The 26,235-nt window shown below is 56.6% G+C and carries 23 protein-coding genes and 1 tRNA gene; 19 read left to right on the forward strand and 5 right to left on the reverse strand.

Going from position 1 to position 26,235, the window contains the following annotated elements; all coding sequences use genetic code 11:
- Positions 1-406: 406 nt before the first annotated feature.
- Complete coding sequence (locus PKO02S_RS04965; protein WP_127579994.1) at positions 407-1,381, reverse strand: MraY family glycosyltransferase; 975 nt, start codon at positions 1,379-1,381, stop codon at positions 407-409.
- A gap of 137 nt (positions 1,382-1,518) precedes the next feature.
- Between PKO02S_RS04965 and PKO02S_RS04970 the strand changes: the two genes are divergently transcribed.
- From PKO02S_RS04970 to PKO02S_RS04980, 3 genes are read left to right on the forward strand one after another with little or no spacing between them, the layout of a single operon-like run.
- Positions 1,519-2,100, forward strand: a complete 582-nt coding sequence (locus PKO02S_RS04970) for an RNA polymerase sigma factor (RefSeq protein WP_127580068.1) — start codon at positions 1,519-1,521, stop codon at positions 2,098-2,100.
- On the forward strand, positions 2,097-3,620 hold the full coding sequence (locus tag PKO02S_RS04975) for an extracellular solute-binding protein (RefSeq protein ID WP_127579995.1): 1,524 nt from the start codon (positions 2,097-2,099) through the stop codon (positions 3,618-3,620). The genes PKO02S_RS04970 and PKO02S_RS04975 overlap by 4 nt, the downstream gene beginning before the upstream one ends.
- A 29-nt stretch (positions 3,621-3,649) precedes the next feature.
- Positions 3,650-4,978, forward strand: a complete 1,329-nt coding sequence (locus PKO02S_RS04980; RefSeq protein WP_127579996.1) for an extracellular solute-binding protein — start codon at positions 3,650-3,652, stop codon at positions 4,976-4,978.
- On the opposite strand, the gene PKO02S_RS04985 is transcribed toward PKO02S_RS04980, so the two are convergent.
- A complete protein-coding gene (locus PKO02S_RS04985; protein WP_127579997.1) occupies positions 4,961-5,926 on the reverse strand; it encodes an EamA family transporter in 966 nt (321 codons plus the stop codon). The genes PKO02S_RS04980 and PKO02S_RS04985 overlap by 18 nt on opposite strands.
- Before the next feature lie 114 nt (positions 5,927-6,040).
- Between PKO02S_RS04985 and PKO02S_RS04990 the strand changes: the two genes are divergently transcribed.
- Complete coding sequence (locus tag PKO02S_RS04990; RefSeq protein WP_127579998.1) at positions 6,041-6,322, forward strand: hypothetical protein; 282 nt, start codon at positions 6,041-6,043, stop codon at positions 6,320-6,322.
- Between the two features lie 49 nt (positions 6,323-6,371).
- A complete protein-coding gene (locus PKO02S_RS04995) occupies positions 6,372-6,824 on the forward strand; it encodes a hypothetical protein (RefSeq protein WP_127579999.1) in 453 nt (150 codons plus the stop codon).
- Here the strand turns inward: PKO02S_RS04995 and PKO02S_RS05000 are convergent.
- On the reverse strand, positions 6,744-7,787 hold the full coding sequence (locus PKO02S_RS05000) for a YkvI family membrane protein (protein ID WP_127580000.1): 1,044 nt from the start codon (positions 7,785-7,787) through the stop codon (positions 6,744-6,746). The genes PKO02S_RS04995 and PKO02S_RS05000 overlap by 81 nt on opposite strands.
- Before the next feature lie 163 nt (positions 7,788-7,950).
- Between PKO02S_RS05000 and PKO02S_RS05005 the strand changes: the two genes are divergently transcribed.
- Positions 7,951-8,562, forward strand: coding sequence for a DedA family protein (locus PKO02S_RS05005; RefSeq protein ID WP_246066840.1), 612 nt, complete (start codon positions 7,951-7,953; stop codon positions 8,560-8,562).
- A 100-nt stretch (positions 8,563-8,662) separates the two neighbouring features.
- Here PKO02S_RS05005 and PKO02S_RS05010 read toward each other — a convergent pair whose 3' ends face one another.
- Positions 8,663-9,439: a hypothetical protein gene (locus PKO02S_RS05010; protein WP_127580001.1), complete on the reverse strand. Its 777-nt coding sequence runs from the start codon at positions 9,437-9,439 to the stop codon at positions 8,663-8,665.
- A gap of 276 nt (positions 9,440-9,715) precedes the next feature.
- Here PKO02S_RS05010 and PKO02S_RS05015 point away from each other — a divergent pair, with 276 nt between their 5' ends.
- The 5 genes from PKO02S_RS05015 to PKO02S_RS05035 all read left to right on the forward strand — a co-directional run bounded on the left by PKO02S_RS05015 (position 9,716) and on the right by PKO02S_RS05035 (position 11,925).
- Positions 9,716-10,285, forward strand: a complete 570-nt coding sequence (locus tag PKO02S_RS05015; protein WP_127580002.1) for a xanthine phosphoribosyltransferase — start codon at positions 9,716-9,718, stop codon at positions 10,283-10,285.
- A 90-nt stretch (positions 10,286-10,375) separates the two neighbouring features.
- Entirely contained in the window at positions 10,376-10,702 is a 327-nt protein-coding gene (locus tag PKO02S_RS05020) for a hypothetical protein (RefSeq protein ID WP_127580003.1), read from the forward strand.
- A gap of 89 nt (positions 10,703-10,791) precedes the next feature.
- Positions 10,792-11,031, forward strand: a complete 240-nt coding sequence (locus tag PKO02S_RS05025) for a hypothetical protein (protein ID WP_127580004.1) — start codon at positions 10,792-10,794, stop codon at positions 11,029-11,031.
- Positions 11,031-11,762: an adenosylcobinamide amidohydrolase gene (locus PKO02S_RS05030; RefSeq protein WP_246066847.1), complete on the forward strand. Its 732-nt coding sequence runs from the start codon at positions 11,031-11,033 to the stop codon at positions 11,760-11,762. The genes PKO02S_RS05025 and PKO02S_RS05030 overlap by 1 nt, the downstream gene beginning before the upstream one ends.
- A gap of 79 nt (positions 11,763-11,841) precedes the next feature.
- Positions 11,842-11,925 (forward strand) — tRNA-Leu (locus PKO02S_RS05035).
- A gap of 409 nt (positions 11,926-12,334) precedes the next feature.
- On the opposite strand, the gene PKO02S_RS05040 is transcribed toward PKO02S_RS05035, so the two are convergent.
- Positions 12,335-13,675, reverse strand: coding sequence for an LLM class flavin-dependent oxidoreductase (locus PKO02S_RS05040; protein WP_127580006.1), 1,341 nt, complete (start codon positions 13,673-13,675; stop codon positions 12,335-12,337).
- 298 nt (positions 13,676-13,973) lie between these two features.
- Here PKO02S_RS05040 and PKO02S_RS05045 point away from each other — a divergent pair, with 298 nt between their 5' ends.
- The 8 genes from PKO02S_RS05045 to PKO02S_RS05080 all read left to right on the forward strand — a co-directional run bounded on the left by PKO02S_RS05045 (position 13,974) and on the right by PKO02S_RS05080 (position 26,224).
- Positions 13,974-14,978, forward strand: coding sequence for an aldo/keto reductase (locus PKO02S_RS05045; RefSeq protein ID WP_127580007.1), 1,005 nt, complete (start codon positions 13,974-13,976; stop codon positions 14,976-14,978).
- Between the two features lie 110 nt (positions 14,979-15,088).
- Complete coding sequence (locus tag PKO02S_RS05050) at positions 15,089-16,204, forward strand: ABC transporter ATP-binding protein (protein WP_127580008.1); 1,116 nt, start codon at positions 15,089-15,091, stop codon at positions 16,202-16,204.
- 28 nt (positions 16,205-16,232) lie between these two features.
- The gene (locus PKO02S_RS05055) at positions 16,233-19,208 is read left to right on the forward strand and encodes an extracellular solute-binding protein (protein ID WP_164821303.1); all 2,976 of its coding nucleotides are present in this window, start codon (positions 16,233-16,235) and stop codon (positions 19,206-19,208) included.
- A complete protein-coding gene (locus PKO02S_RS05060) occupies positions 19,198-20,097 on the forward strand; it encodes a carbohydrate ABC transporter permease (protein WP_127580010.1) in 900 nt (299 codons plus the stop codon). Before PKO02S_RS05055 ends, PKO02S_RS05060 begins: the two co-directional genes overlap by 11 nt.
- Position 20,098: 1 nt before the next feature.
- Complete coding sequence (locus tag PKO02S_RS05065) at positions 20,099-20,947, forward strand: carbohydrate ABC transporter permease (protein WP_127580011.1); 849 nt, start codon at positions 20,099-20,101, stop codon at positions 20,945-20,947.
- Positions 20,948-20,964: 17 nt separating this feature from the next.
- Positions 20,965-23,088: a YIP1 family protein gene (locus tag PKO02S_RS05070; RefSeq protein ID WP_127580012.1), complete on the forward strand. Its 2,124-nt coding sequence runs from the start codon at positions 20,965-20,967 to the stop codon at positions 23,086-23,088.
- Positions 23,085-25,358: a DUF5696 domain-containing protein gene (locus tag PKO02S_RS05075; RefSeq protein ID WP_127580013.1), complete on the forward strand. Its 2,274-nt coding sequence runs from the start codon at positions 23,085-23,087 to the stop codon at positions 25,356-25,358. The genes PKO02S_RS05070 and PKO02S_RS05075 overlap by 4 nt, the downstream gene beginning before the upstream one ends.
- Positions 25,355-26,224, forward strand: a complete 870-nt coding sequence (locus tag PKO02S_RS05080) for a carbohydrate ABC transporter permease (protein WP_127580014.1) — start codon at positions 25,355-25,357, stop codon at positions 26,222-26,224. The genes PKO02S_RS05075 and PKO02S_RS05080 overlap by 4 nt, the downstream gene beginning before the upstream one ends.
- Positions 26,225-26,235: the final 11 nt, after the last annotated feature.

Genomic DNA, 26,235 nt, shown 5'->3' on the forward strand with positions numbered 1-26,235 from the left:
AAAAATCGGACTACAGTGCGCCTCACCGCCTGGAAAAGCTCTGTAGTCCGAATCGGCCGAATTAGAGCGGCGTTTTCCAGAGGGAGCGTGTGGGAACGACTCTGCAACTGGGGAAATTCGGACTAGAGACCGCCTCAATCTTCGCTCTCGCCACGCAGTCCGGAAAAGTCGGACTGGAGCGTATATGGCTTTTTCACGCACCCGTAGTGTTATTTCGCGGCGGCTCCCCCATTCCGGCGGAATAGCGTTATAGCGTAACGTTACGGTTCTGTCTCACCCCAATCGTGCTTAGCAAGCGCACCCTTCACGCTTTAGTTCTGTAAAAAATCGGTTCGCCCAAAACTTAACTTTCTATATGGTTAAAAAGAGCCGTATGCAAGTGAACCTTGCATACGGCTCCATAATTTTAAAACCGATTTTGCAGCAGCAGCAAAATAATCGAGGACAAGCTGAAGCAAATGCTCACGAGACACAATACCGCGACCGCCTGCTTCTGATTAAAGCCCATCCGCAGCAACCGGTAGTGGGCTTGGCTGGCGTCCGCCTGGTAGATCGGCTTGCCCTGCATCATTCGCTTGACGACCACGAACAGGTTGTCGAAGATCGGCACGCCGAGCGCCAAGATCGGAATGAACAGCGAGAGCACGGTCGCTTGTTTGAACGCGCCGTCCAAGGCGATTACCGCGAGAATAAAACCGAGGAACGTCGCTCCCGCGTCACCCATAAATATTTTCGCCGGTGGTTTGTTGTACCGCAAGTAGGCGGCTGATACACCCACAAGGATAATCGCCATAATCGCGGAATTGCTTTGTCCCATCGTAAGGGCGACCACGAACAGCGTAACCGCTGAAATTCCCGCCAATCCCCCCGCTAGACCGTCCATCCCGTCCGAGAAATTGATGACCGTCGTCACGCCGAAAATCCATAGTATCGTCAGCACGAACTGCAGGACCACCGGAAGCACAACGAATTCATGGCTGATCGGGTTGTAGAAGCCTTCGAACGTAATACCAGACATGTAGACGAGCACTGCGGCCGACACTTGCACGATCATTTTCGGCAGGGAAGGGAAGTCTTTGCCCTGCGTCTTGTACCAATCGTCGAACGTTCCAATTATGAGCAGCAGCAGCCCGCCCGCCATGATGGCCGCCGTCTGCAGCGTGAATTCCCGGGTGAAAGCCAAGTAAGAAACGACAAAACCCGCATAGATCGCATAGCTGGCGGTAAGCGGAATCGGGGATCGGTGGATTTTGCGTTCCACGTCCTGACGGGGCTTGTCCACGAAGTCCAACCGGAAAGCCAGCTTGCCAAGCGGCGGGATCAGCCAAAACACGATGAAGAAGGAGAGCAGGAATGAGAGTACGTATGTAATCGGAATCACATCTCCAGCCTGAATAAGAAATAAAGTACAAGCCTAGTATACGCCTTCCGGCGGAAGATGTCGATTGAAAACCATTTTTGGGAAACTTTCATGTAGAAATGGAACGAATTGTATCTTGTATCGTCTAATTGTACGAGGTGAACGGATTGAGCAGCTTCGAATATTTGAGCGCGCTGTGCGAGACAACCGATAAGGACGCGATCTTGCAAGATTTGATCCGGCATTTCGGCCGGGATGTGTGGAATTATGCTTACTTTTTGACCGGGCGGATGGAAGTGGCGGATGACGTGTTCCAGGACGTGTTCGTGAAGGTGTATCGTAATTTGTATAACTATCGTGGGGATTCGACGGTCAAAACTTGGCTGCTCGCAATCACCCGCAATGTCGTGAAGGATCACTGGAAATCGGCTTGGACTCGCAGGGTGCTGCTGATGGGCGCTCTGACGAGGCGCCACGAGACGGTTTCCTCCACGGAGAAGGAAGTGCTCAGCCGTATGGAGAGCGGCGACATCTGGAAGGCGGTGCTGGAGCTGCCGGACAAGCTGAAGGAAGTGATGGTGCTCTATGCGCATCACCAGCTGACGGTTCCGGAGATCGCCGACCTGCTGCGGTTGCGGGAGGGTACGGTCAAATCAAGGCTGCACCGGGCGAGAGGCAAAATTCAGTTCAAGCTGGATCAGGCGGAGCAGGCGCTGGAGACAAGGGGGCGGAGCCGTTGAAACGTCATACGAACTTGCGGGACTGGGAGAAAGAGCTGAGGGCGTTCCCCATACACCCGAATGGAATTCCGAAACCATTAATTCGAAAAGTCGAGGAGCGAATCGCTATGGAAACCGGGGTCCGGCATCGTGTAAGAAACGCTTGGGTCGGAGGGCTTGCGATTGCAATGGTCCTAGCGGCTGCATTCATGCTGAGAGAGCCGCTGTTGCACATGTTCAAGCCGGTGGAACGGGTGGTCAAGGAGGAGACATTCGACCAGACGAGTGAGCGCCACATCAAGGTACAAGTCTTTCAGAGCACTGCTTTCATGTTACAGTACGGCCAAGCCTATGTCGTCAAATACCCCAATATGACGATTGAACCCACGGAGACAATTGGCCTGAGCGCTCCAGATGGTGATGTCTATAAGGCTTATGCCGATAAAATGACCAACGAGCAGTTGGATATTGTCTACCTTCCTACTGCGGTGTATAAGAAAATGGCGTCGGAAGGGCTGCTCTATCCGCTCGATGCTTTTATTCAGAAAGAAAAGTACAATCTCAATACCTTTATCCCTGGAGTAATCGATTATTTGCGTGAGCGCGATACAGGTCAACTTTTCGGCCTGAGCCCTACTTTTAACTCGCAAGCGATTTATTACAATAAGGATCTGTTCAACAAGTACGGCGTTCCGTTTCCGACGGACCGAATGACTTGGGAGCAACTGTTTGAATTAGCCGCGCGGTTCCCGACGGATGGGAGGGGGGATAACCGAGTATATGGATTCTCTCCACCAACCTCAGGTGCCTCTATCATGCTGAATATGATCGGGAGTACGAATCGGTTAAGCATGACCGACGCGGAAGGGAAGAAGCTCCTTCTGAATAGTCCGGCCTATAGGAAATCGATCTCGCTCGTAGCGGAGGGCATTCGTAAAGGATGGCTGCAGCAGTCTGCTAGAGGAACCGGTTCGATTACGGGGATAGATATGTACAAACGAAACGCTTTTTTGACCGGGAATGCTGCTATGGCTCTGAGCAACTCCGGCTTGGCCAGAGATTTGGCAGAGGGGAAACGGCGCTATAATCTTTCAACATTTGAATGGGATATGGTTACCGAACCAGTAAGCGGCGAACAGCCCAATCTTTCTACAAGTTTTTCCCTCGACGGCGTGTATGCGATCAATGCCAAGGCGAACAATCCGAGAGATGCATGGGAGCTGTTGAAGGTGATTCATAGTAAAACAATTGCCCAAAAAAATGTCGCGAGCATGCTGGTTATGCAACCAAGCACCATAGATGGCGTTCCCATCCTGCCCAAAGAAGCTAGAAGAGAGGCTTTTTCAGCTTTACAAATTGGAACTGAGGCCACAGCAGATACCGCTGCCCCTTATTCATTTTCCGCAGAGATAAACGCGATCGTTAACCAAGAGATTCAGACCTACGCACAAGGGGCGCAATCGTTGGAGCAAACTTTGCAAACGTTGCAGGACAAGGGGCAACAAGCTTTGGACAAGGCCAATCTTTTACAGCAGAAGTAGCCGGATCGTAACGAGAAAGGGACTGTTCTATGAAAAAATTAGCTTTTGCCATGCTCGTGTTCGTTGGACTTTTGACGGCTTGCAGCCCGACTCCGACGAAGGAACATCGGGAAGTGCTGCGGATTGTATTTTCAAGCGAGCAGCAATTTAATTTTCAGTACGGAAACTACTTCGCCGTAAAATTTCCCGAAATCGACGTTGAGATCATTCCGATGGATGGCGTGGTTAAAACGGGAGTGTCATTTGACGAAATGTTCGAGGCGTATCAAAAGCTGGTTGTGGAGCAAAAAGCGGACCTGCTGATCCCGTACAGGCCTCAGATCAAATATTTATCGGAAAACGGCAGCTTGCTTGACTTGGACCCCATCATCAAGAAAGAGAAGTACGACCTCTCCAAAATATCGCCCGCAGCCATCGATATGATTCGACAACTGGGGAATGACAAGCTATATGGACTCGCGCCCGAATTCAGCAGCACGGCTCTGTATTTCAATAAGCAGCTGTTTGATAAGTTTCAAATCCCCTATCCACGCGATCAGATGAGCTGGGAGGAGACATTGCAGCTGGCACGAAGATTCCCGGTCGATTCGGACCCGGAAAAGAGAATCTATGGACTTCACTACAAGTACTCGCTGCCATTCGAACTGGTAAACGAAATAGCTTCGACGCAGGCCGGAAGCTTTGTGAGCGAGGATGGGGCGAAGGTGCTGCTCGATACCCCGATCTGGAGCGAAGCGATGAGGACGGTCATTCATGGGTTCCGGACAGGGAACTTCTATTACTACGAGAACGGCGGCAAACCGATCAACTACGGCCCCGACGAAACGAAAAGGATGGATTTGTTCAGCGTAGGCAGGGCAGCAATGATGATCAGCACGACAGAACAAATGCAGCGAATGAAGCAGTTTAATTCCAGCGTGGATTGGGGACTGGTGACGGTTCCAGTCGATGCTCATTATCCAGAGCTGACGCATAGCTTGAGCATCAACACGTTTTTCGCCATCCCGGCTGCTGCGGAGCATGCGAGTACGGCTTGGAAAGTAATCAAGTATTTCAATGGAGACGAAGCGGCCAAGGTGCGGGTCCGAACTTCGGAATCATTGGCCACTCGACTGGGCTTCGCTCAGGACAAAGACGGACGCAGTCTGGAAGCTTTCTATAAATTGAAGCTGGACCCTCGAGCTACTTATGCGCTCTTGAACGTTACCGATGATATCAATAGCTACTTCCGCACTATGATAAACGAGCAGATCGATGCCGCTGTCATGGGGAGGCAGACGGCTGACGAGGCCGTCCGCAACGCTCAGAAGCTGGCCCAGGAGAAGCTGGACCAAACTCGCCTAACCCAGAAGCCTTAGTAACAACACACCCACAATAGCCGTCAATATACCCGCAAACTCCATGCGCGTCCACACTTCCTTTAGCACGAGGCGAGCGTACAGCAGGATGAGCAGCACGTTTGTGGCGATGACCGCGGAGACGAGCCCGGTGACTCCAAGCTCGAATGCCGGCAGGATCAAGAGCATGCCGGAGATGTTCGACAGTCCGACGACCATGCCTAGCCAGATCGTGCGGCTGGTCGTCCAACGGACCGCCGCCTTCGCCTTCGCTGGAGCAAGCCCCTCCGCTGCGAGCTCGCCCACGGCAGCTTCACTCACGGCCGCCGCCGCGAGCTCGCCTGCGGCCGACCCGCGCACGGCGGCCAACCGCCGTGCCGCCTGCCTCGCGCGTAGCCAGGAGGCGCCGAACAAAAGCGATCCCGTCGCGTACATGACGAACAGCGTCGGCAGCTTGTCGGCGCCCCACAGCATCGCTTGCTTTGACGATAAGTCCGTAATCCCGAAGGCGACCATGGCCAATAGCGCCCACTCGGCTCCTTTTAAGTTGCCCCATGAGATATCGTTGGAATAGCGGATCATAACAATCCCCGCCAGTATGATCACGAACGAGGCCGATTGCGCCAGGTTGAGTGTCTCGTGCCAGAGAACATAGGACGCAGCGACGACCACGATCGGCGTCAAGGCAGTGAAGATGGCGACGAGCGACGCTTTGCCCACTGCAAATCCCCGAAACATCGCCGCATTCGATACGAAAGAGAAAATCCCCATCGACACGCCGGCCCAGACAGCAGGCGTCCAGCTTTCCCGCAGCAGCAGCGCGAACAGGGCGGAGACGAGCGCCCCGGACATATAGACGCCGAGAAGCATGACGTTGCGGTCGAGCGGCTTTTGCGACGTCCAATGGTATAAGATGCCGCGCAAGCCGAAGCAGACGGCGGCAAGTGCAGCGTAGAGCAGCCATAACATGATTGCAGGACTCCTCAAGATGAATTAGACAGCTTCCCGTATCATACTACAATTCACCAGGTAGGTGTAGTACAATGAAAGCATTAGCGTAGGTTCGAGGGAGAGAGGACGCGTATGACCGACGGGGAGAACAAGCAGCAGAAACGAGAAATTACATACCAGATCGGCTGGAAAAAAGGCAAGATGGAGGTCGGCGCGAACGGCAAAAAAGCGGCGGTCCCGGAAAGCTCCATCGAGCTGTCTTCGCGTCTAGAGGGAGTTCAACGGTTTTTCATGCGCTCGGCCTATCGATCGACTCCGGCACCTTCAGCCAAGGTGCTGTTCGTCCTTCTCGGAGCGCTACCAATCGTATCGTTTCTGATGACATGGGTGCTTGTTTTCGGACTTGGAGAATAGGATCAATAGGGAGCCTGTCGGATTTTATGGAAAGAGAGGGATGGAAGACATGTATACCGCATTGGGCATTTTCGCCAGCTTGATCGGCTTGTTCGTTACCGGCGCCGCGCTGTTCGTGGCTTGGTATGTGTATGAGGAACGGAGGAAGGGACAGGAGCAGGGAGGCCGATCAGGCACCGGCTCCAAGGCGGAACAAGTACCTGAGAACGTCAGGCTGTTGCTGCAGCGCTGGATGATTTGGGATTGGGCGGTCGTCATCCTGTTCGGCCTGGGAGCGGTGTTCCTGTTCACGGACTTGCTCGCGGTACACCGCGACTTGAACTTATACCCGCCCTATCACTATGGCTACTTGCTCTGCGGCTTTATTTTCTGCGTACTAGGGATGTTGTTCTCGTTTATCCGGCTTGCGACACTGATATGGTTAAATGAACGGAAGGCGGCCCGACGGGCGGATCATACGTACGAACCACAGCATGCTTACCATGCCGAAGAGCGGATATAATGTCGTCAGCAGCGTGCTGAATCCGATCTGACTGACCAGGAAGCTGGACATCAGAATGGCGAGCACGAGCGTATTGTAGCCGATCCGGCTGCGCTGCTGCAGCTGTAGCGTCAGTCCATAGACGTTAGCTATCAGTGTTGTGAAGATTTCGCCGAAAATAACCGCTACAAAAGCGAGCTGCACCCCATGCCCGAGACGGGCGATCAGATGGGTCATCGGAATTTCGAATTGCGCGATGCCGGGCATTTGCGAGGAGAGGGCGAAGTGCCCGCCTAGTAGCATCAAGGTGATGCCGATTCCGCCGATCCACCCGCCCCGCTTCAGATGGAGCGGGTTTTTCGTTGCCGCGCCGAGCGGGACGAGCACCGCCTGGGCGGTCGCCAGATTAAACGCCACATAGAGGAGCGGCGCCGTCCAGATGCGAACCGGATTGTAATCGGACGTAAGGGTGAACCAGTTGCCGGCATTCGGCGAGTAAAAGGTGGCCGTCACCATCAGCGCGCTGAAGATGAACATCATCGGCACGACGAAGGAATTGACGGCCATGAGCGCCTTGAGCCCGCCGGTGATGACGAGGTAGGCGAGCACCAGCGTCAATAGCAGCCCGTATTGATAGGGCAAATTGAAATGCTGATGGAAGACGGAACCGGCTCCGGCCAGCATGACGGCGTTGATGCCGAACAGGACGACGAGCGAGAACCAGCTGAATGCTTGGCCAAGCTTATGGCCGAACAAATACCGGTTCAGATCCTCGTAGGATTCCGCCTGCAGCTTATGGGCTAGGAGCATCACCCTTGTGCCAAGCCAGACGAACAGAATGCCGGCCACGCCGATCGTCAGTGTCGCCATCCAGCCGTAGCGGCTAAAAAACTGCAAAATTTCTTGTCCGGTCGCAAAACCGGCGCCTACTACCGTTCCGATATAAGTAAATGCAATTTGCAGTACGGTCACCCATGCCTTCATACCCAGAGACACTTCCTTTCCACTGCCCGCCTGTCCTAAGCTTCTGTACAAGGTATGTCGCCGGGCGGGAAAAAAGGACAACAATCCGGTCTCGATTTGCACTCCCTATCTCTATCTTCTATAATACGGGCAGCAGCTAATCCCGAAAGTGGTGCGTGCTTACGTGCAGCAATTTTTGCTAGATCTGATTTGGACCTATCGCTACCTAGCCCTGTTCGGCCTGCTGGCCCTGGGCATCATAGGATTGCCGATTCCCGACGAGACCCTCATGACGTTCGTAGGCTCCCTTACGGCTTACGGTCATCTGACATTCGGCAAGTCGCTTACCGTCAGCTTCTCCGGGAGCATGACGGGCATGCTGATCAGCTATTTCATCGGCCGCAGGGTGGGCAAGCCATTCCTGGACCGGTTCGGCAAATGGTTTCATTTGACCCCGAATCGACTCGCGAAGGGGGAGAAATGGTTCCAGAAATACGGAGCCTGGGCGATCGTCTTCGGTTATTTCGTCCCCGGCGTGCGCCACCTGACCTGCTATTTGGCCGGGATGAGCGGGATACGGTTTTGGCGCTATTTTGTGTATGCCGGCAGCGGAGCTTTCGTCTGGTGTTTTACGTTCATCACGCTTGGCCGTGTGATTGGGCGCAACTGGGAAACCGTCCTGCATCTGCTGCACGTGTATATGGGCCGCGGTGTCGCGATTGGCATTCTAGTGATCGCGCTGGGGCTACTGCTGTTCATCTGGCTGCGCCGCAGGAAGAGCCGACCGGCGCGATGAACAGGCTCCAACCCCGAACAGGCTCAACTCCTCAAAAAGCCCCTTGCTACGATCAAGGACGTGAATCCTTTCGTTGCAAGGGGCTTTCGTTCTCATTATTTTATTGTTCCGTATCGGCAAACAGCTTGATCGACAAAATCGTTTGCAGTGTTGGATCGACATCCAGCTTCAGCACCGTGCCGCCGCTCTTGAACGACAACGCGTACTTGCTGCTGATGTCCGGCTTGCCTAATGCTTGCAGCGCTTGCTTGACGTTCTGTTTCAGCCTGAGGCCGTTCAAGCCCGGGTCTATGTCCTCCGACGTTATCTCGACAAACTGTACGACGCCTGCACGATTGAAGCCGACCGAATAGCCGTTGTATTCATACACGGTAATCGGATCCTGCGCGTCCTCCATCGTGTATTCGTCCTGAGGAAATCCAAGCTTGAGCTTGACTGTGGACGTGTTGTCGGTCAGCTTGACGCCCATCAAGGATGGCTGCTTAACCGAATAGGCATCCAATGGCGGAGTCGTCTTCGGATCCGTCGATCCTTGATCCGACGACGAAGCGGTAGAGCTCTTGTCCCCTGCGGCTCCGGACTGAGAACCATTGTCGCCGCCGCTTCCGTTAGCTGTCTGGTTGCTGGAAGCCGTCTGCAGCGCGCCGCCATTCGATCCTGGCGGCTTCCCGTCCGAAGGAGTGCCCGTCGGCTCATTCGGGACTATCTTCGAGCCAGTCGACGCACTTCCGCTGCCCGCTGCCGGGGAGGGTGATTGCTCGTTCCACCCGGCGGCGGATCCGTTCGGACCGGTTTCTCCCACACACCCGCCGATGACGACGGTCATACTCACGAGCACTGCTGCGAGCGCTGTACGTACTGCGTAGTCCTTTCGCATAACGGTTCTCCTTCTTCTCCGATCGAGCCTGTCTCTTTGTCTGTAGTCGCGTCTTGCTTAGTCCATCATACCGCTGCCGATCGAATCCATCAAAAGCAATGATTGCCATTTTGGCCGACCGACCTCTACTAATATAGACGGTTTAGTTTGGAAAAAAGTTGCATTCTCCCGATTATTTTTTTGTAAAGGTTTTGGTGGGCGATCCGATCTTGGCTTGAATGTTGTTTGAAAAATGTGGTACCTTAACGGAAAGGAATCAGTTCTAGGAGGAGCTCTATGGAAGAATTAAAACGGCGTATCGTACAGGAAGCGGGCATCATTTCCAAGCAAGTGCTGAATTTGGATACCGTGTTGAATCATCAAGTGGACCCTCCGCTCATCATGGAAATGGGCAGACGGTTTGCCGCTTTATTCCGGGAGCAATCGATCACGAAGGTGCTCACGATCGAGTCCTCGGGTATTACCGTCGGATTCGCCACGGCGCTGGATCTGGGAGTTCCGCTCGTATTCGCCCGGAGAAAGAAGACGCTGACGACCGATCAGGAAGTGTATTCGGAGCGAGTGCCTTCGTTCACCAAAGGGATCGTGACGGATATTCTCGTCTCCAAGAGCGTACTCGGCCCGAACGACCGGGTGCTGCTCATTGACGACATCATTGCGAACGGCGATGCGGCGCGAGGGTTGATTCGCGTGATCGAACGATCCGGTGCTGAGTTGGTCGGACTGGGTATCGTCGTGGAGAAATGTTTCCAAGCGGGTGCGCGGACGATTCGAGAGAGCGGGTTCCGACTGGAGTCGCTGGTGAAGATTCAGTCGCTCGACAACGGTGAAGTCAAGTTCCTATAACACCGGTTTCGGACATGTGAGATGAATTGGAAGCTTCCCTCTCGCCACGTTTTCCTTTATAATGAGGAAGAGAGAGAGGAGGCGATCGGCATGGGGAATGAAGGACTATCCACCGATTATATGAAGAGCAAGCTGGCGGAAGCGAAGGTTCATTTCGAGCGCGCCCTGGATTGCAAGCATACCGAATTTGACGATCTGTATCCTTACATGATTGAGCATCCGCAATTTTTCTGGTACAAACGCTATGTAGCCTGGTCGGAGCTGCTGACGATCGTCAAGCTGTGTAAGGAGCTTTCCCTGGATTGGGCTCCGGAGTTCTCGAAGCAGCAGGTTGATTATATTGAACGCAGAGTGATGTCCAGCAAGGTGCTCGACGAATGGTTCGAGAAGAACGATTCCAAGGAGCATGTGGGCTAACCAAGTGATAGAAAAGCAGCAAGCAGATAGCAGGACGGTGTGGCGGCGGCCATGCTCGTCCTGTTCGTCTATACGGAGGTGATGACGGGATGATGACGGACGAGCAGTTGGATGAATTTCGAGTGCATGGGGTAAAAATAAGAGTGGTCCGCGATTCGGAGCCGGAGAATGATGTTCGAGGCATCGTAGTCGCTTGGGACGACGAGTCGGTGATGATTCGCAGGCCGAATCGGAATATCGTCAAAGTGTCGAGAGCGTATCCGATTCAACTGTCGAGCTTGCCGAGAGAGCTAGTTGTTCCGGGCGCCGAGGGAAGAGCGGATAGTTGATGGAGATGGACACTTCTATTATTAAGGAGTGCGGTTCGTTCCCTGGGGTGCGCAGCCGGGTTGTGACGCTTCTGGAATGCCCGGTGCTCTTGTTGGAGTCGGAGCGGCCACTGCGGGTGCTGAACTCCTCGATATGGGGCGGAGGCTTCTCCGAGCGGAGGTATGTTGTTAATCGCCAAGTGCTGAAATCTTACATGAGTGACGATCCGCCGGCAGAAATGCGCGAATTTCTCGAGCATGCCGGCTTTCCGCCCGAGGAGACGGCCGGGATGCTGACCGCTGCTTGGGTCGATCATGCCGGGACCCGGCGGATGGAGCTGGACGATCTGGTCGTTAGCGCCTGGGTCACCGTCGGGCTGGGCAATCCTTCGCGTGCCGGCATGACCGCCGATGCCGAGCGTCTGTACCCCGGTACGATTAATACGATCGTGTTGATCGACGGGCGGCCAAGCGACGCCGCCATGGTGAACGCCGTCCTGACGGCGACGGAGGCGAAGGCAGCGCTGCTGCAAGACCTCGGCATCGTCGTAGGCAAGGGCGACGATCGAATCGCCACCGGCACGACGACGGATGCCGTGTTGATCGGCTCGACCGGGCGTGGCCGCGAGTACGCCTATGCGGGGCCATCGACCCGGCTCGGCTATTTGATCGGCCACACCGTTTATGAAGCTGGCAAACAAGCAGCTTTGGCGTATTTGGATGTCATGGCTCGCAAGGCATACTTGCCATAAAAATTATTTTGCATTTTTGTTGACTTCAATTCCGCGAATATGCTATATTATTTCTTGTCGCCGCTGAGATATACGACATGCGGTCGTGGCGGAATTGGCAGACGCGCTAGATTCAGGTTCTAGTGGGGTAACAGCCGTGGAGGTTCGAGTCCTCTCGACCGCATCATAAGCGACACAAGAAGAAGCCTTGCTGAGCAAGGTTTTTTTGTTGTATATCCACCTCCGCTCCTCGTAAACTCTCACTCGAATCCCCATGTTTTGTGCACAACCTCGCGTACCCGGACAGTAACCATGCGCTAACTGAACACTAACACCGAAAGCTACAACATTTGTAAACCACTTTTCGCTTTTTTAGACAATCAGATGTATAGCAATTCTACTCCTGAAACCAGAAATGCCCCCATATGTGCTGCAGATGTAGAGGTTTTGCAACTCCGGTTGGGGCGGCGGGTATCCAAAGGAGGAGGCCGTTCTCAGGTTCGTCCAGGTTGTAATCGGAATGCTAAGCGAGGGGAGAGTACGACGACACGAGCCTTACATGAATGCGGCTCGTGTCATCGATTTTCTCCAGCTCAATTCGCTTCGCGGCGAAGCGCCCAGATTCGTTTGTTTCTGTTCTCGGGCCGAGCGAGTCCCAAGTTTTCGCGAAGCGTGGTTCCTTCGTAGGCGGTGCGGAACAAGCCGCGGTTCTGCAGCTCGGGAATGACTTTGTCGACGAACGTGTCGAGGCCGCTTGGGAAAACGGGCGGCAGAATGTTGAAGCCGTCGGCTCCGCGTTCGCTGAACCACTTCTCGATAAAATCGGCGGTCTGCAGGACGGAGCCGGTGAAGGAGACATGTCCGTGCCCTGCATAGCTGCGGCTCAGAAACTGGCGGATCGTCATGCGATCCCGGCGGGCGGCGTCGATGACGACCTCGTGGCGGCTCGTGATGCCGGTATTTAAGGAGCCGAACGGCTTGGATTTCTCAACCGGCACAAGCGCGTCCAGCGGGTAATCGTTCAGGTCGACCGTGAAATAGTTCGACAGACGCTGCAGCGAGCGTTTCGTATCTACCAGAGAATCCAAATACGCCTCCAGCTCCCGCGCTTCCGCTTCCGTATCCGCAACGATCGGACTTAAGCCGGGCATAATGAGCAGTTGATCGGGAGTCCGGCCGTATTTGGCGAGACGCGACTTCACGTCCGTGTAAAATTCCTGGGCGGCCCCTATTGTCTGCTGAGCGGTAAAGATCACTTCCGCCGTCTTGGCGGCCAGCTCCTTGCCGCTCTCCGACGACCCGGCTTGGACGAGCACCGGATAGCCTTGCGGCGGTCTGGCGATGTTGAGCGGTCCTTTGACATTGAAGTAATTCCCCTTGAAATCCACCTCGTAAATTTTGCTCGAATCGAGCGCGACATCCGCCTCCCGGTCATAGACCAAGGCGTCTTCCTCCCAGCTGTCCCATAGCTGCTTCGTCACTTCCACGAATTCATCGCCGATATCATAGCGTTTGGTCGGCTCGGGATGTTCGCTCCTGCCGAAGTTGGCGGCATCGGCCGCCGAATGGCCGGTCACGATGTTCCAGGCGGCCCGCCCGTTGCTGAGATGATCCAGCGAGGCGAACTTGCGCGCGACATGGAACGGATCGTTATAGGTCGTGCTGACGGTGGCGATGAATCCGACATGCTTCGTCAGTCCGGCGAGCGCGGAGAGCAGCGTGAAAGGCTCCAGTCGGCGTCCCGTACCGGAATAATTGTCGGCCGTGAACAAGGAATCGAACAAACCTCGTTCGGCGATTGCGGCCAAGCCGGCATAATAGTCCAGACTCAGATCGCTCTTCGGATCGGATGACGGATGTTTCCAAGCTCCGGCATGATGGCCGGACCCGCGAATGAATACGTTGAAATGCAAGCTTCGAGCGGATTTTCCCATAACAGGGCATACCTCCATTTTCCTGATCTTTAGAAAAGCAAAACCGGCCGACGCGGAATCGTGGCTAAGGAGCCATGAATCCGGTTGACCGGTCTTAAATCGGGGTAAGTCGATAACTTTACTCGAAATAATAAAACATTTCATTCCCGCTCGTCAATCCCTAAATAGATAGAATTCTTAGAAAAAAAGTTATTGACAGCGATTGGAGGCGATTGATATAGTGTTAGCCATCAAACGCGATTTGATTAATCTGATTGGAATACTATGAATTAAACTCGAATAATCGGGAGGTAACAGGATGAGCAGCTATCGTCAATTGGGAAGAACGGGATTGAAGGTTTCGGAAGTAAGCTTGGGCACGATGGCCTTCGGACGCTGGATTAGCGAGCAGGCATCCGCTGAAGTGCTGGACGCGGCGCTGGACAGCGGCATCAATCTGATCGACACGGCCGACGTATACGGCAAGGGCAGCGATCTGGGCAATCCGGACTCGACCGGCGAGTCGGAGGTGATTCTCGGCCATTTGCTGAAAGAAAGAAGGCATCGCATCATTCTCGCCACGAAGGTGCACGGACGTGTCGGCAGCGAAGTCAACGACGCCGGGCAGAGCCGCTATCATATATTCCGCGCGGTAGAGAACAGTCTGCGACGATTGAAAACGGATTACATCGACCTGTATCAGGTGCATCGCTTCGATCCGAACACGCCGCTCGAAGAAACGCTGAGGGCGCTCGACGATCTGGTGCGTCAAGGCAAGGTTCGCTACATAGGCGCTTCCAACTATGCCGCCTGGCAACTGGCCAAAGCGCATGGCATCAGCAATCAGCTGAACCTGCACCGCTTCGAGAGCGTCCAGCCGGAATACAGCCTGATCTCGAGGGAAATCGAGCAGGAGCTGATTCCGTTCGTGCAGTCGGAGAAGGTGGGCGTCATCGTGTACAGCCCGCTCGGCCGCGGTATCCTGGCCGGCAAGTACCGCGCCGGCGAGGCTCCTCCGGAAGGATCACGACTCGCTGCCGGTGAGAAGCGGCTGCAGCAGTTGCTGGAGAAGCGTCACAGCTTGACGCTTCCCGAGGCGCTCAAGGCTTTGGCGGAGCAGCGCGGACTTACACTGGCGCAATATTCGCTCGCATGGGTGCTTAGCCGACCCGGCATTACTTCGGCCATCCTCGGCGCTTCCAAGCCGGAGCATATTACCGAAGCGGCCAAGAAATGGCACGAGCGCTTGACTCAAGAGGAGCAGGACGAGGTGGACGCTATTGCGGCCAATCTGCAAGCTCCAAGAGACCCTGTGCACTTCTAATAGTATAGCTCCACGGTTCGACCGTTCAGACGGAGGCGACCTGCGCAAGATTCGAGAGACGAATCGGCGCGGGCTGCCTCTTTTTAGTTGGCAGATGAGGGAGGTGCGGCATGGCGGGCATTCAGATCCGACACGTATACAAGCGATACGGCAAAGACAAGCCGCCGGTAGTGAAAGATTTTCATATGGCGATCGAGGATAAGGAGTTCATCGTGTTCGTAGGCCCGTCCGGCTGCGGCAAGTCGACAACCTTGCGCATGATCGCGGGGCTCGAGGAAATTTCCGAGGGGGAAATTTATATCGACGAGCAGTTGGTCAATCATCTCCCACCCAAGGACCGCGACATTTCCATGGTGTTCCAGAACTATGCGCTGTACCCGAACATGAGCGTGTACGAGAATATCGCCTTCGGGCTGCGGATGCGCAAGCTGCCGCGGCACGAGATCGACCTCGCGGTCCGCAAAGCGTCCCGCATTCTGGAGATCGAGCCGTACCTGGAGCGCAAGCCGCGCGAGCTGTCCGGCGGGCAGCGGCAGCGGGTCGCGCTAGGCCGGGCGATCGTCCGCAATCCGAAGCTGTTCCTGATGGACGAACCGCTGTCCAATCTCGATGCCAAGCTGAGGGTATCGATGCGGATGGAAATCATCAAGCTGCATCAGGAGCTCGGCACGACATTCATCTACGTCACTCATGACCAAGTCGAGGCGATGACGATGGCGGACCGGATCGTGGTGATGAAGGACGGGATTATCCAGCAGATCGATACGCCGGAGCGCATCTATTCCGCGCCGAACAACCTGTTCGTCGCCGGCTTCATCGGCTCGCCCCAGATCAATCTGATCCGCGGCCGCATTCAGGAAAACGAACGGGGCGGCTTGGAGTTCCACACCTCGCGCTTCTACCTGGCCATCCACGAGTCCAACGCCGCTTTGCTGCGACGCCACCAGCAAGTCAATCGGCAGGTGGTCCTAGGCATTAGGCCGGAGAACATCACGCTCGAGGCGTTGTTCTCGGAGGCGGTCATCGACGGGAAGTTCAAGTTTACCGAGCTGATGGGGGCGGACCGGTATTTGTATTTGGATATCGGCCAGGACTCGCTGCTGATTGCACGGGTGAATCCATCCGCACAGTTCGCTTCGAACGAGTCGGTCCGGCTCGGGGTGGATACGCTCAAGATGTTGTTTTTTCATCCGGATACGGGGGAACGGTTCCTCGAATCGACTTAAGCATCCAAGAATGCGGAGGAAAGGGGAAATGGAGGTGAACATTCGACTGTTGCCCAAATGGGGCGGTCTTGCGCTGATAATAAGCATCGGGCTGCTCGTACAGACGGCATCGGCGGCGCTGCCGTCGGCGCCGGACCGGCAAGCCGCTTCTGCGCAGCAGGCAACCGGCGGGCTGACGACGAGCGCGCCGACCGCCGCTAGCGTGGAGCCGAGCTATAGCGAGAGGCTGGCGGCTTGGACGGCGCAGGGAGTGGGGAGCGCACGCAGTGCGCTGCCTGTCGGAATCGGCAAACCTTCCCGGATTTCCGATCCGACCCAGCTCAAGCTCGGCGAGTATGCGGGACGCAAGGACGTACTGATCTGGAATTCGGCGCGTAAGGAAGAAGCGGCCTATGAAGTAGACATTCCGGAGAATGCTCTGTATGAAATTCATGTGACTTATCGCACGCTGGACGATCACGGAGGGACGGCGCCCATTCTATGGGACGTATCGCTGGACGGCAGCCGGCCGTTCGCGGAAGCGTCCTCCGTCGCGCTGTACCGGACTTGGCAAGACACGAGGCCGATCGTGACGAATAACGACGGCGATCAGATTCGACCGAGATCGAATGAAACGGGGGAGTGGTATACAAAGCCGCTCGTCGACTCGACGGGGGCGCATGTATTGCCGCTGCAATGGTATTTGTCCAAAGGCAAGCACACGTTGGTTTTCTCCGGATATGACGGCATTGCCGTAAGCGGCATTGTCTTGACGCCGCCCGAGCAGCAGCCTCCCGCGTATCGGGATGCGGCCCGCGGGCAGGGACAGTCGCAGCCGGTGCAGGCTCCGGTGCAGACGCTTCAGGCGGAGGATTTCCTACACAAGAACGATACGTCGATCAAGCTGTTCTCCGACCGCAATCCGCGCAGCGTACCGCGCGCCAAGGGCCGCATTACGTACAACACGGTCGGGGGAGCGCGCTGGGCCGAGCAAAACCAGGAGATCACCTGGTCGTTCGAGGTGTCCGAGAGCGGAAGGTATTCGCTTGGCTTCCGCGCCTTGCAAAATGTCTTAGCTCAGAAAACGAGCTTCCGTACGGTGAGAATCGACGGAGAAATTCCGTTCCGTGAATTTCTCGCGTACGGATTTCCTTACTCCGCCCGCTGGAAGGGGAGAGTGTTGGCCGACAACGCAATAGGCAAGCCGTATGAAATCTACTTGGAGAAAGGCCGCCACACCGTGTCGCTCGCGGTTACGCATGAGCCAGTCGCCCCTATCATTGCGACCATCCGCACGCTGTCGCAGGAGCTGGATCGGATCGACTGGGAGCTGCGCGGGCTGGTCGGCGCGGTGATCGATCGCAACCGGACATGGGATATGGCCCGCGATTACCCCGGCATGTCGGACCGGCTGACGGATCTCGCCGCGAGACTGGAGCAGCTCGCCGACCGGGCGGTCGCCGTCAATGGCGGCAAGGATTCGGTCAGCCAAGGGCTCGTCACGGCCGGGCAGGATCTTCGTTCGATCGCGCGCAAGACGGAGGAGATTCCGTACCACGCGGCCGAGATCGCGGCGATTCGCGAGCGGCTCAGTCTGTTCATCGAATCGCTGCTGAAGCAGCCGCTCCAGCTCGACGAGCTGTACATCGCGCCGGCGGGAGGATCGTTCCCGCGGATGGAAGCGTCGCTCTGGAGCCGGATTTGGGGCGGTCTCGCCAACTTCGTCTATTCGTTCGACAGCCGGGACAGCATTACGGAGCTGAGCGACGACAAGCTGAACATCTGGGTGCAGCGCGGCCGCGATTACGTGGACCAGCTCCAGCAGCTGGCCGACGAGGCGTTCACGCCGGTGACCGGCATTCCGGTCAAGGTCAACCTGCTCGCCAATCCGGAGCTGCTGCTGATGTCCAATGCCGCCGGCGTTCAGCCGGACATCGCGCTGGGGCTGACGCAGGACTTGCCGGTCGATCTGGCGATCCGAGGCAGCGTGCACAACTTGGCGGCGTTCGCGGACTTCCGCGAGCTGTACGACAAGTTTAGTCCCGGCTCGTGGCTGCCGTTGCATTACGACGGCGGGTATTACGGGCTGCCGGAGACGCAATCGTTCCAAGTGCTGTTCTACCGGAAGGACATTCTGGAGCGTCTCAAGCTGCGCGTGCCGCAAACTTGGGACGACGTCTACGACATTTTGCCGACGCTGCAGCAGAACAGCATGAATTTCTATGTCAATCCGCTGCAATTTTCCCAGTATTTCTATCAGAACCATATCGACTTCTACGATAAGGACGGTCTGCATACCGAGCTCGACCAGCCGGCCGCGTTCCGGGCGTTCAAGCAGTGGACCGATCTGTTCAATACGTACGCGATCGAGCGGGAGGTCCCGAGCTTCTATCAGCATTTCCGCGACGGAACGATGCCGATCGGCATTTCCGACTACAACATGTACATGCAGCTGTCCGCTGCGGCGCCCGAGCTGAACGACCGTTGGAAAATCGCGCTGATGCCCGGCACCAAGCAGACAGACGGCACGATCAGCCGCTGGGCGGGAGGCGGGCAGCGCACCGGCGTCATCTTCGAGCGTTCCAATAAGAAGGAGCAGGCTTGGACGTTTCTGAAATGGTGGCTGTCGGCCGATGTCCAGCAGCAGTACGGAGCCGATCTCGAGGCGGTCAACGGCATCGCGTTTCGTTGGAACACCTCCAATGTCGAGGCGTTCCTCCGGCTGCCGTGGAGAAAAGAAGACGCCGCCGTCATCCTCGAGCAGTGGCGCTGGTACAAAGACATTCCGAACGTGCCCGGCGGGTACTTCCTGGAACGGGAAGTGAGTAACGCCTGGATTCGGACGGTAGTAAGCAAGGTGAATTACCGGTCCTCGCTCGAGCAGGCGGTGCGCGACATCGACCGGGAGCTCAGGCGCAAGCAGGAGGAGTTCGGGTTCGTCGATGCGGCCGGCAACCGGCTGAAGAGCCTGAATATCCCGGTCGTGAACGAGCCGTGGGAAGGGATGGACCGCTATGTGGACTAGAGTATGGTCGGCCCGAACCTCGTACTTGTTCATCGCCCCCTTCATGTTATGCTTCATCGCTTTCATCGTCTTGCCGGTATTGGCGGCGATCGCGCTCAGCTTCACGTACTACAACGCGATCGAGCCGCCTCGGCTGATCGGCTGGAGCAACTTTCAATATTTGATCTCGCAAGACTTTCTGTTCCTGAAATATGCGCTGCCGAACACGTTCAAGTTCGCGATCATCGTCGGTCCGGGCGGGTATGCCGCAGCTTTCATCCTGGCTTGGCTCATCTCGCTGCTCGGTCCCCGGCTGCGCAAATGGGTGGCGCTGGCGATGTACACGCCGTCGCTCACGATCGGCATCGCGATGACGATCATCTGGCTGCCGATGCTGTCCGGGGACCGGATCGGCTACTTGAACAGCTTCCTGCTGGAGCGGGGACTGATCGACGTGCCGAAGCTGTGGGTGACCGATCCGCTGCTGCTGATGGATTCGATGATCGCGGTGACGCTCTGGTCGAGCATGGGCATCGGCTTCCTGGCGATGCTGGCCGGCATTCTGAACGTCGATCCGATTCTGTACGAGGCCGGCCGCATCGACGGCATCCGCAGCCGGCTGCAGGAGGTGTGGTACATCACCATCCCCTCGATGAAGCCGCAGATGCTGTTCGGCGCGGTGATGGCGATCGTCACGACATTCAAGACGGGAGCGATCGGGGTTGAGCTCTCGGGCAAAAATCCGACCCCGGAGTACGCCGGCCATCTGATCGTCAACCATATTCAGGATTACGGCTTCATTCGTTTCGAGATGGGCTATGCGGCTGCCATATCGGTGTTCCTGCTGCTCCTGATGTACGGCTCCAACAAGCTCAGCTGGCGGCTCTTCGGCAGCAGGGAGGATTCCTAACATGATCAAGTCCAAAACGGTCGGAAGAGCGCTGTTCGTCGCCTTGATGCTGACCTTCGCCGGTCTCATGCTGCTGCCGATCGTGTACGTGTTCAACCATGCGTTCAAGCCTTATCACGAGCTGTTCGTCTATCCGCCGAATTTTCTCGTCCGCGAGCCGACCGTGCAAAATTTCATCGAGCTGCTGTGGATCACGTCCAATTCGGTCATTCCGTTATCGCGCTATTTGTTCAACAGCCTGTTCATCTCGGCGGTCACCGTAGCGGCAGTCACCCTGGCCAGTGCGATGTGCGCCTATGCGCTCGCCAAACATGAGTTTCCCGGGCGGACCTTCCTCTTCTCCTCGGTTGTGCTCATGCTGATGTTCGCGCCTGAGGTGGTGCAAATTCCGCGCTACTTGGTCGTCAGCCAGCTCGGTCTGATGAATACGTACTGGGGGCATGTGCTGCCAATGGTCGCTCTGCCGGTAGGGGTGTTCCTGCTCAAGCAGTTCATGGAGCAAATCCCTCCCGCGCTGCTCGAGTCGGGCCGAATCGACGGCGCGAACGAGCTGACGCTGCTCCTGCGCATCGTTATTCCGCTCAGCATGCCCGCGGTAGCGACGGTAGCGATTCTGGCGTTCCAGAACTCGTGGAGCAACCTGGAGACGTCGACGTTTTTCATGCAGGATGACGATATGAAGACGTTCCCTTTTTTCTTGTCCACGCTGACGAACAACCTGGCCAATAATGTAGCGAGACAAGGGGCGGCGGCGGTGGCGGCATTGGTCATCCTCGTGCCGAACCTGATTTTCTTCGTCATCCTGCAGAGCAAAGTGGTCGATACGATGGCGCATTCCGGCATCAAATAAGCGAAGGGGGAGCTGCTATGACCAGACGGCTGCGGCTGCGCTCGGCCATTCTATTCATCCTGGCGGCACTTGGCGCCGCTTCGCTTCACCTGCCGGAAGCAAGCGCCCAGTTGCCCTACAGCACCTATTACAAAGACGGCTATGGCCGGACGGTGCAGATTCAATCGGCGTATTACCCGGACGGCGTGCTGGGACGCGAGCTGGGAACAGGCGCCGGCAGCACCGTGCCGCTCAACCAGCCGCTCGATCTGTTCGCGGACAGCCGCGATCAGCTGTATGTCGCCGACACCGGCAACAACCGCATCGTGCAGCTGGATGCCGATGGCCGGTTCATTCGAGAGATGAACGTCCGGGAGAGCCCGCTCAGCCGCCCGAGCGGTGTCTACGTGACGGACGCGGGGGACATCTACATCGCCGATACGGGCAATCACCGCGTCGTGCGGCTTGATGCCGAAGGTCGGCTCGTCCGGCAGTTCGGACGCCCCGAGTCCAGCTATTTGCCGGCATCGTTCAAGTACGAGCCGGTCAAGGTGATCGTGGATAAGCGAGGATTTCTTTACATCACGACGCTCGGAGCTTTCCAAGGGCTGCTGCAGCTCGATCCGGAGGGAGCGTTCCAGCATTTTTTCGGGGCGAATAAAGTGGCGTTCTCGCTGTTCGATTCCTTCAAGCGGCTCGTGTATACGAGGGAGATGTACAACCGGGAGCTGAGCAAGCTGCCCGGGGCTATCGTCAATGCGGCGATCGACCGCAACGGGTTCATCTATACGGTGACGAAGGAGACGAAAGCCGATCAAGTCAAGAAGTTCAATATCGCCGGGCTGAATCAATTGGAAAATCGCGGCGAGTTCGCATCCTCTTCCGGAGGCAAATCGAAATCGTTCGGGGAAACGGCATGGGGCCGGTCCTCCGATCCGCAGCTGCAGGACATCACGATCGACTCGCATGGCAACATGACGGTGATCGATGCGGTCCATCCGACGGTCAGCCAATACGACGAGAACGGCAATCTGCTGCTGTTCTGGAGCGGCGGCGAATATGCGGGCACATCCAAGCTCGGGCTCGTGAAGGCCGCGTCGGCGATCGAGACGGCCTCGGATGGCCGGCTGCTCATCCTGGACAGCGAGAACAGCTTGATTCAACGGTTCCGGCTGACGGAGTTCGGCCGTCTGGTGCACGAGGCGAACAAGCTGACCCAGGAGGGCCGTTACGAAGAGAGCGAGCCGCTGTGGCGGGAGGTGTATCGGCTCGACGCCTATTACACGCCGGCGCTGGTCGGTCTGGCCAAAGCCGCGTTCAAGAAGGAGCAGTACGAGCTGGCGGAAGAGCTGTTCTTCAAGGCAGGGGTGAACCAAGGTTACTCGGATGCGTTCTGGCATAATCGGCTCGTTTGGTTCCAGGAACACTTCGCGCTGCTGATGAATGTGGCGGCGGCTCTCGTCATCGCGGCCATGCTGGCCGACCGGCTATCTCGCAAGAGGGCATGGCGGGATCGGCTGCGGAGCGCGTTGCAGGCGCGGCGGGAGCTGCCTCTACAACTGCTGCATGTAAGGCGGCTCATCGCGCAACCGATCGACGGCTATCATGCGATTCGGTACGAGGCCAAGGCAGGTACGGCGAGCAGCCTGATCATGCTGGGGCTCGCGATATCAGCGTATGCCGCCATCTTGGCCGGCACGAGCTTCGTCTTCAATCCGGCCATTTACACCGGGGTACGGCTCGGAGCGTCCATCATTCCTTTTGTCGCCGTATGGGGCGGCTGGGTCGTGTCCCACTACTTGGTCAGCTCGCTCATGCGAGGGGAGGGACGTCTGCGTGACGTATTCCAAGGGAGCTCCTATGCTCTATTTCCGATTATTCTCATAGGAATACCCGTAACTTTACTTTCCCAAGTATTCACCACGAGCGAGCAATCGATATTCGGCTTACTCCAGCTGTTCCTGATCGTCTGGACCGCGCTGCAATTTTTCTGGATGGTGCAGGGCATTCAAAATTACAGCGTGGGAGAAGCGATCCTGAACATAATTCTGTCCCTGCTCGCCTTGGCGATCATCGCGGTGCTGATCTTCATCTTCTTCAGCTTAAGCGGCGAATTGATCGATTTCATCTATTCCATATACCAGGAGGTGGTGATCCGATGAAAAGCATTCGTTGGCGCAACATTCGCATCCTCTCATCGGTCGTCCTCGTCCTGGCGGCTCTCGTCTGGATCGGGCTCCAGCTGGAGACGTGGAAGAAGCTCGGCTCGATTCGAGGAGGAACGGCGCGGGCGGCGCTTGTGCTGACCGATCCGGCCCGCGCACCAGCGCTGAAGGCGGAGCTGCCTGCGGAAGACCGCTTCCGGCCGGTGGCGGAGTCGGCGTCGCTACGGCTGCTCGCGGACCCGGTTACCGCGCATTTCCAAGTGGTCAGCAAATCATCGGGCCAAGTGTGGCGCTCCTACCCCGATCCGCAGGCGTGGGCGGGAGAGAAGATCGCCGGCGCCTGGAGGAACAATCTGCTGTCGCCGATCATCGTGGAGTATGTGAACTTGGCTAACTACAAGTCGACGTCCAAGGTAGCCGGCTTGATCGATGAGGCGGGGTTTCTCGAGCAGTATCAGACGACCGCAGACGGCTTCACCGTCACCTTCGTCCTGCCTAAGGGGCAGTTCAAAATCCCGATTCGCGTAACCTTGAAGGACGATTATGTGGAGACGACGATTCTGGACGGCGGCATCGTGGAAGGGGCGCTCAGCCTGCTGAACGCCAAGCTGTATCCGTTGTTCGGCAGCCAAGCCTCCGCCGGGCAGGATGGCTATCTCTTCGTACCCGACGGACCAGGTGCGCTCATCCGGTTCAAGACCGACCGGATTATGCCGCTCTTGACTTATAATCACAGCATTTATGGACAGGATCCTGCGTTCTTCCGGGAGGATACGGGCCGGCAACGCATCGCGCTTCCCGTATTCGGGCTGAAATCCGGCGCACAAGCGTTTCTCGCCGTAGTCGGACCGGGGGAGGCTTTCGCGAATGTGTTCGCAGCCCCGTCGGGCTCGATCGGCCAGTCCAATTGGATCACGGCGGAATGGCAGTACCGTAAGCGGTTTTTCCAGAGTGTGAGCAAAAGTACGGACCAAGGCTTCTTTACTTACAGCGGAGAGCGATTCACGGCACCGGAACGGACGATCCGCTACTACTTGCTCGGATCGAATGCCGGCGATTATGCGGGGATGGCCGCGGCTTACCGCTCCCATCTCCAGAGGGAGGGCGAGCTGAAGCGGCTGGAGGGCACAAAGCCCGACATACCGCTGTACATCGACTTGATCGGCGGAGACATCGAGAAAGGGCTGGTGATAGATTCGTACATCTCGGCGACTCCCGCATCGGACGCCATCACACTGCTCCAGGATGTGCATAACACGGGCGTTCGCCAAGTGAAGGTACAATTTGCCGGCTGGCAGCAGGACGGGTACAGCACCCATGGCGGCTACTTCCCGGTTGAATCGAAGCTGGGCGGCAATGCGGGGATGAAGAGGTTCATCGATTTAGCCCATGGATTAGGCGTTCCGGTGTATTTGTCGGCGAACTACACGCTCAACACGAACGGGGATGACGGCTTCTGGTCGAGGCGCGACGGGCTGCGGGATTTGGCCGGCAATGTGCTGCAGGCGCAGACGGGGTGGAGAGAGGACCCCGGTACAATGGTCAGCCCGAAGTTTTACAAGAAGGTGATCCAATCGGACTTGCCGGAGTACAAGAAGCTGGGAGCCGACGGGATCTACTATGAAGACGGAATCGGGGCGCTGCTTCCTACCGATTTCAATTCGAAGTACTTGAGCAGCCGAGCCGATGTGATCGCGGTGCAGCGGGATTTGATTCGCGAGACGGCCGACGCGTTGGGCGGGGTTGCGGCGGGCAATGCCAACGCCTACGCCTGGAAGGGGCTAAGCCACCTGCACCGGCTGACGGACGACTACTCCTACGATATTTTCGTCGACGAGGCGATCCCGTTCGCCCAGATCGTGCTGCATGGCTCCTTGACCTATACGTCCGAATGGTCCAACATGCGCAGCGAGTCGCGCGCCGACTTCTTGCGAAGCATCGAATACGGAGCGTATCCGGCTTATGTGTTTTCGGCCTCCTCCTCCGACAAGCTGAGGCGAGCTTACACCGTATGGCAGTACAGCCTAAACTACAAGGACTGGCTGCCGTCGATCAAGCAGGAATACGAACGGGCCAACGAAGCGCTTGGAGCGGTTCAGGCCAAATGGATCGTCGGCCACCGGACGCTTGCGCCCGGGGTCAAACAAACGGAGTATGAGGGCGGCTACAAGATCATCGTCAATTATAACCGGACGGAGTATGCCGCGGGCTCGCTGCGGGTGCCGGCGCAAGATTTCGCCGTCGTGAAGGGAGGGGCCTCACCATGATCAGCCGAGGAAGATTAAGCGCGACCGCGCTGCGCAAAATCGAAGGCTCCCTGTTCATCGCACCGTGGATATTCGGCTTCTTCGCTTTCCTGGCATTTCCGCTAGGCTACTCGCTCTATATGAGCTTCCACCAGGTTCGCATTACGGTGAAATCGGTCGTATATACGTTCATCGGGTTCAAGAACTACAAGGAAATATTGGTTTCGAACGGCAGCCTGCTGTATGAAGACCTCCTGCCGTTTCTGAGGGAGTCGGCGATCATGATCCCGATCATTCTCGTCTTCTCGCTGCTAGTGGCGATCCTGCTGAATCTGAAGTTTCCCGGGCGCACGCTGTTCCGGATCATTTTCTTCCTGCCGGTCATCTTCTCGTCCGGACAAATCGTCCAGGAGTTCATCAATCAAGGAGAAGGCTCGCTAAGTGTGCTGGAATCGCTGAACATCGACGCTTATCTGCAGGAATATGTGCCGGCCTCCTGGGCTGAACCGATTCAGAAGGTGATGGGCTCGTTCGTCTTGATTCTCTGGTATTCGGGAGTGCAGATCCTGATCTTCCTGGCCGGACGCCAGACGCTGCCGGCATCGATGTACGAGGCTTCGCGCATCGACGGCTCCGGGCCGTGGAACACGTTCTGGAAGCTGACGCTGCCGGGACTCGTGCCTTACATTTTCCTCAATCTGATGTATACCCTTGTGGATCTGTTCACGTTCCCGTCCAATCCGATCGTCAGCAAGGTCAATACGACCAATTACGGCAGCTCGAGCGCGCTCGCCTGGATCTATTTCACGATTATTCTGGTGTTCGTCGGGGCGGCGATCCTGCTGTACAACCGAGTGGACCGGGCGCTGGCCGGCAGCCGCAAATGAAAGGAGGCAGC

The sequence above is a fragment of the Paenibacillus koleovorans NBRC 103111 genome (assembly GCF_004000845.1).
In the GTDB taxonomy this organism is placed as follows: Bacteria; Bacillota; Bacilli; order Paenibacillales; family NBRC-103111; genus Paenibacillus_AA; species Paenibacillus_AA koleovorans.

Coding starts and splice junctions, on each gene's coding strand:
- PKO02S_RS04980 (WP_127579996.1), top strand. CDS start 3,650: ATGAAAAAATTAGCTTTTGCCATGCTCGTGTTCGTTGGACTTTTGACG.
- PKO02S_RS04985 (WP_127579997.1), bottom strand. CDS start 5,926: ATGTTATGGCTGCTCTACGCTGCACTTGCCGCCGTCTGCTTCGGCTTG.
- PKO02S_RS04990 (WP_127579998.1), top strand. CDS start 6,041: ATGACCGACGGGGAGAACAAGCAGCAGAAACGAGAAATTACATACCAG.
- PKO02S_RS04995 (WP_127579999.1), top strand. CDS start 6,372: ATGTATACCGCATTGGGCATTTTCGCCAGCTTGATCGGCTTGTTCGTT.
- PKO02S_RS05000 (WP_127580000.1), bottom strand. CDS start 7,787: ATGAAGGCATGGGTGACCGTACTGCAAATTGCATTTACTTATATCGGA.
- PKO02S_RS05010 (WP_127580001.1), bottom strand. CDS start 9,439: ATGCGAAAGGACTACGCAGTACGTACAGCGCTCGCAGCAGTGCTCGTG.
- PKO02S_RS05015 (WP_127580002.1), top strand. CDS start 9,716: ATGGAAGAATTAAAACGGCGTATCGTACAGGAAGCGGGCATCATTTCC.
- PKO02S_RS05020 (WP_127580003.1), top strand. CDS start 10,376: ATGGGGAATGAAGGACTATCCACCGATTATATGAAGAGCAAGCTGGCG.
- PKO02S_RS05025 (WP_127580004.1), top strand. CDS start 10,792: ATGATGACGGACGAGCAGTTGGATGAATTTCGAGTGCATGGGGTAAAA.
- PKO02S_RS05030 (WP_246066847.1), top strand. CDS start 11,031: ATGGAGATGGACACTTCTATTATTAAGGAGTGCGGTTCGTTCCCTGGG.
- PKO02S_RS05040 (WP_127580006.1), bottom strand. CDS start 13,675: ATGGGAAAATCCGCTCGAAGCTTGCATTTCAACGTATTCATTCGCGGG.
- PKO02S_RS05045 (WP_127580007.1), top strand. CDS start 13,974: ATGAGCAGCTATCGTCAATTGGGAAGAACGGGATTGAAGGTTTCGGAA.
- PKO02S_RS05050 (WP_127580008.1), top strand. CDS start 15,089: ATGGCGGGCATTCAGATCCGACACGTATACAAGCGATACGGCAAAGAC.
- PKO02S_RS05055 (WP_164821303.1), top strand. CDS start 16,233: ATGGAGGTGAACATTCGACTGTTGCCCAAATGGGGCGGTCTTGCGCTG.
- PKO02S_RS05060 (WP_127580010.1), top strand. CDS start 19,198: ATGTGGACTAGAGTATGGTCGGCCCGAACCTCGTACTTGTTCATCGCC.
- PKO02S_RS05065 (WP_127580011.1), top strand. CDS start 20,099: ATGATCAAGTCCAAAACGGTCGGAAGAGCGCTGTTCGTCGCCTTGATG.
- PKO02S_RS05070 (WP_127580012.1), top strand. CDS start 20,965: ATGACCAGACGGCTGCGGCTGCGCTCGGCCATTCTATTCATCCTGGCG.
- PKO02S_RS05075 (WP_127580013.1), top strand. CDS start 23,085: ATGAAAAGCATTCGTTGGCGCAACATTCGCATCCTCTCATCGGTCGTC.
- PKO02S_RS05080 (WP_127580014.1), top strand. CDS start 25,355: ATGATCAGCCGAGGAAGATTAAGCGCGACCGCGCTGCGCAAAATCGAA.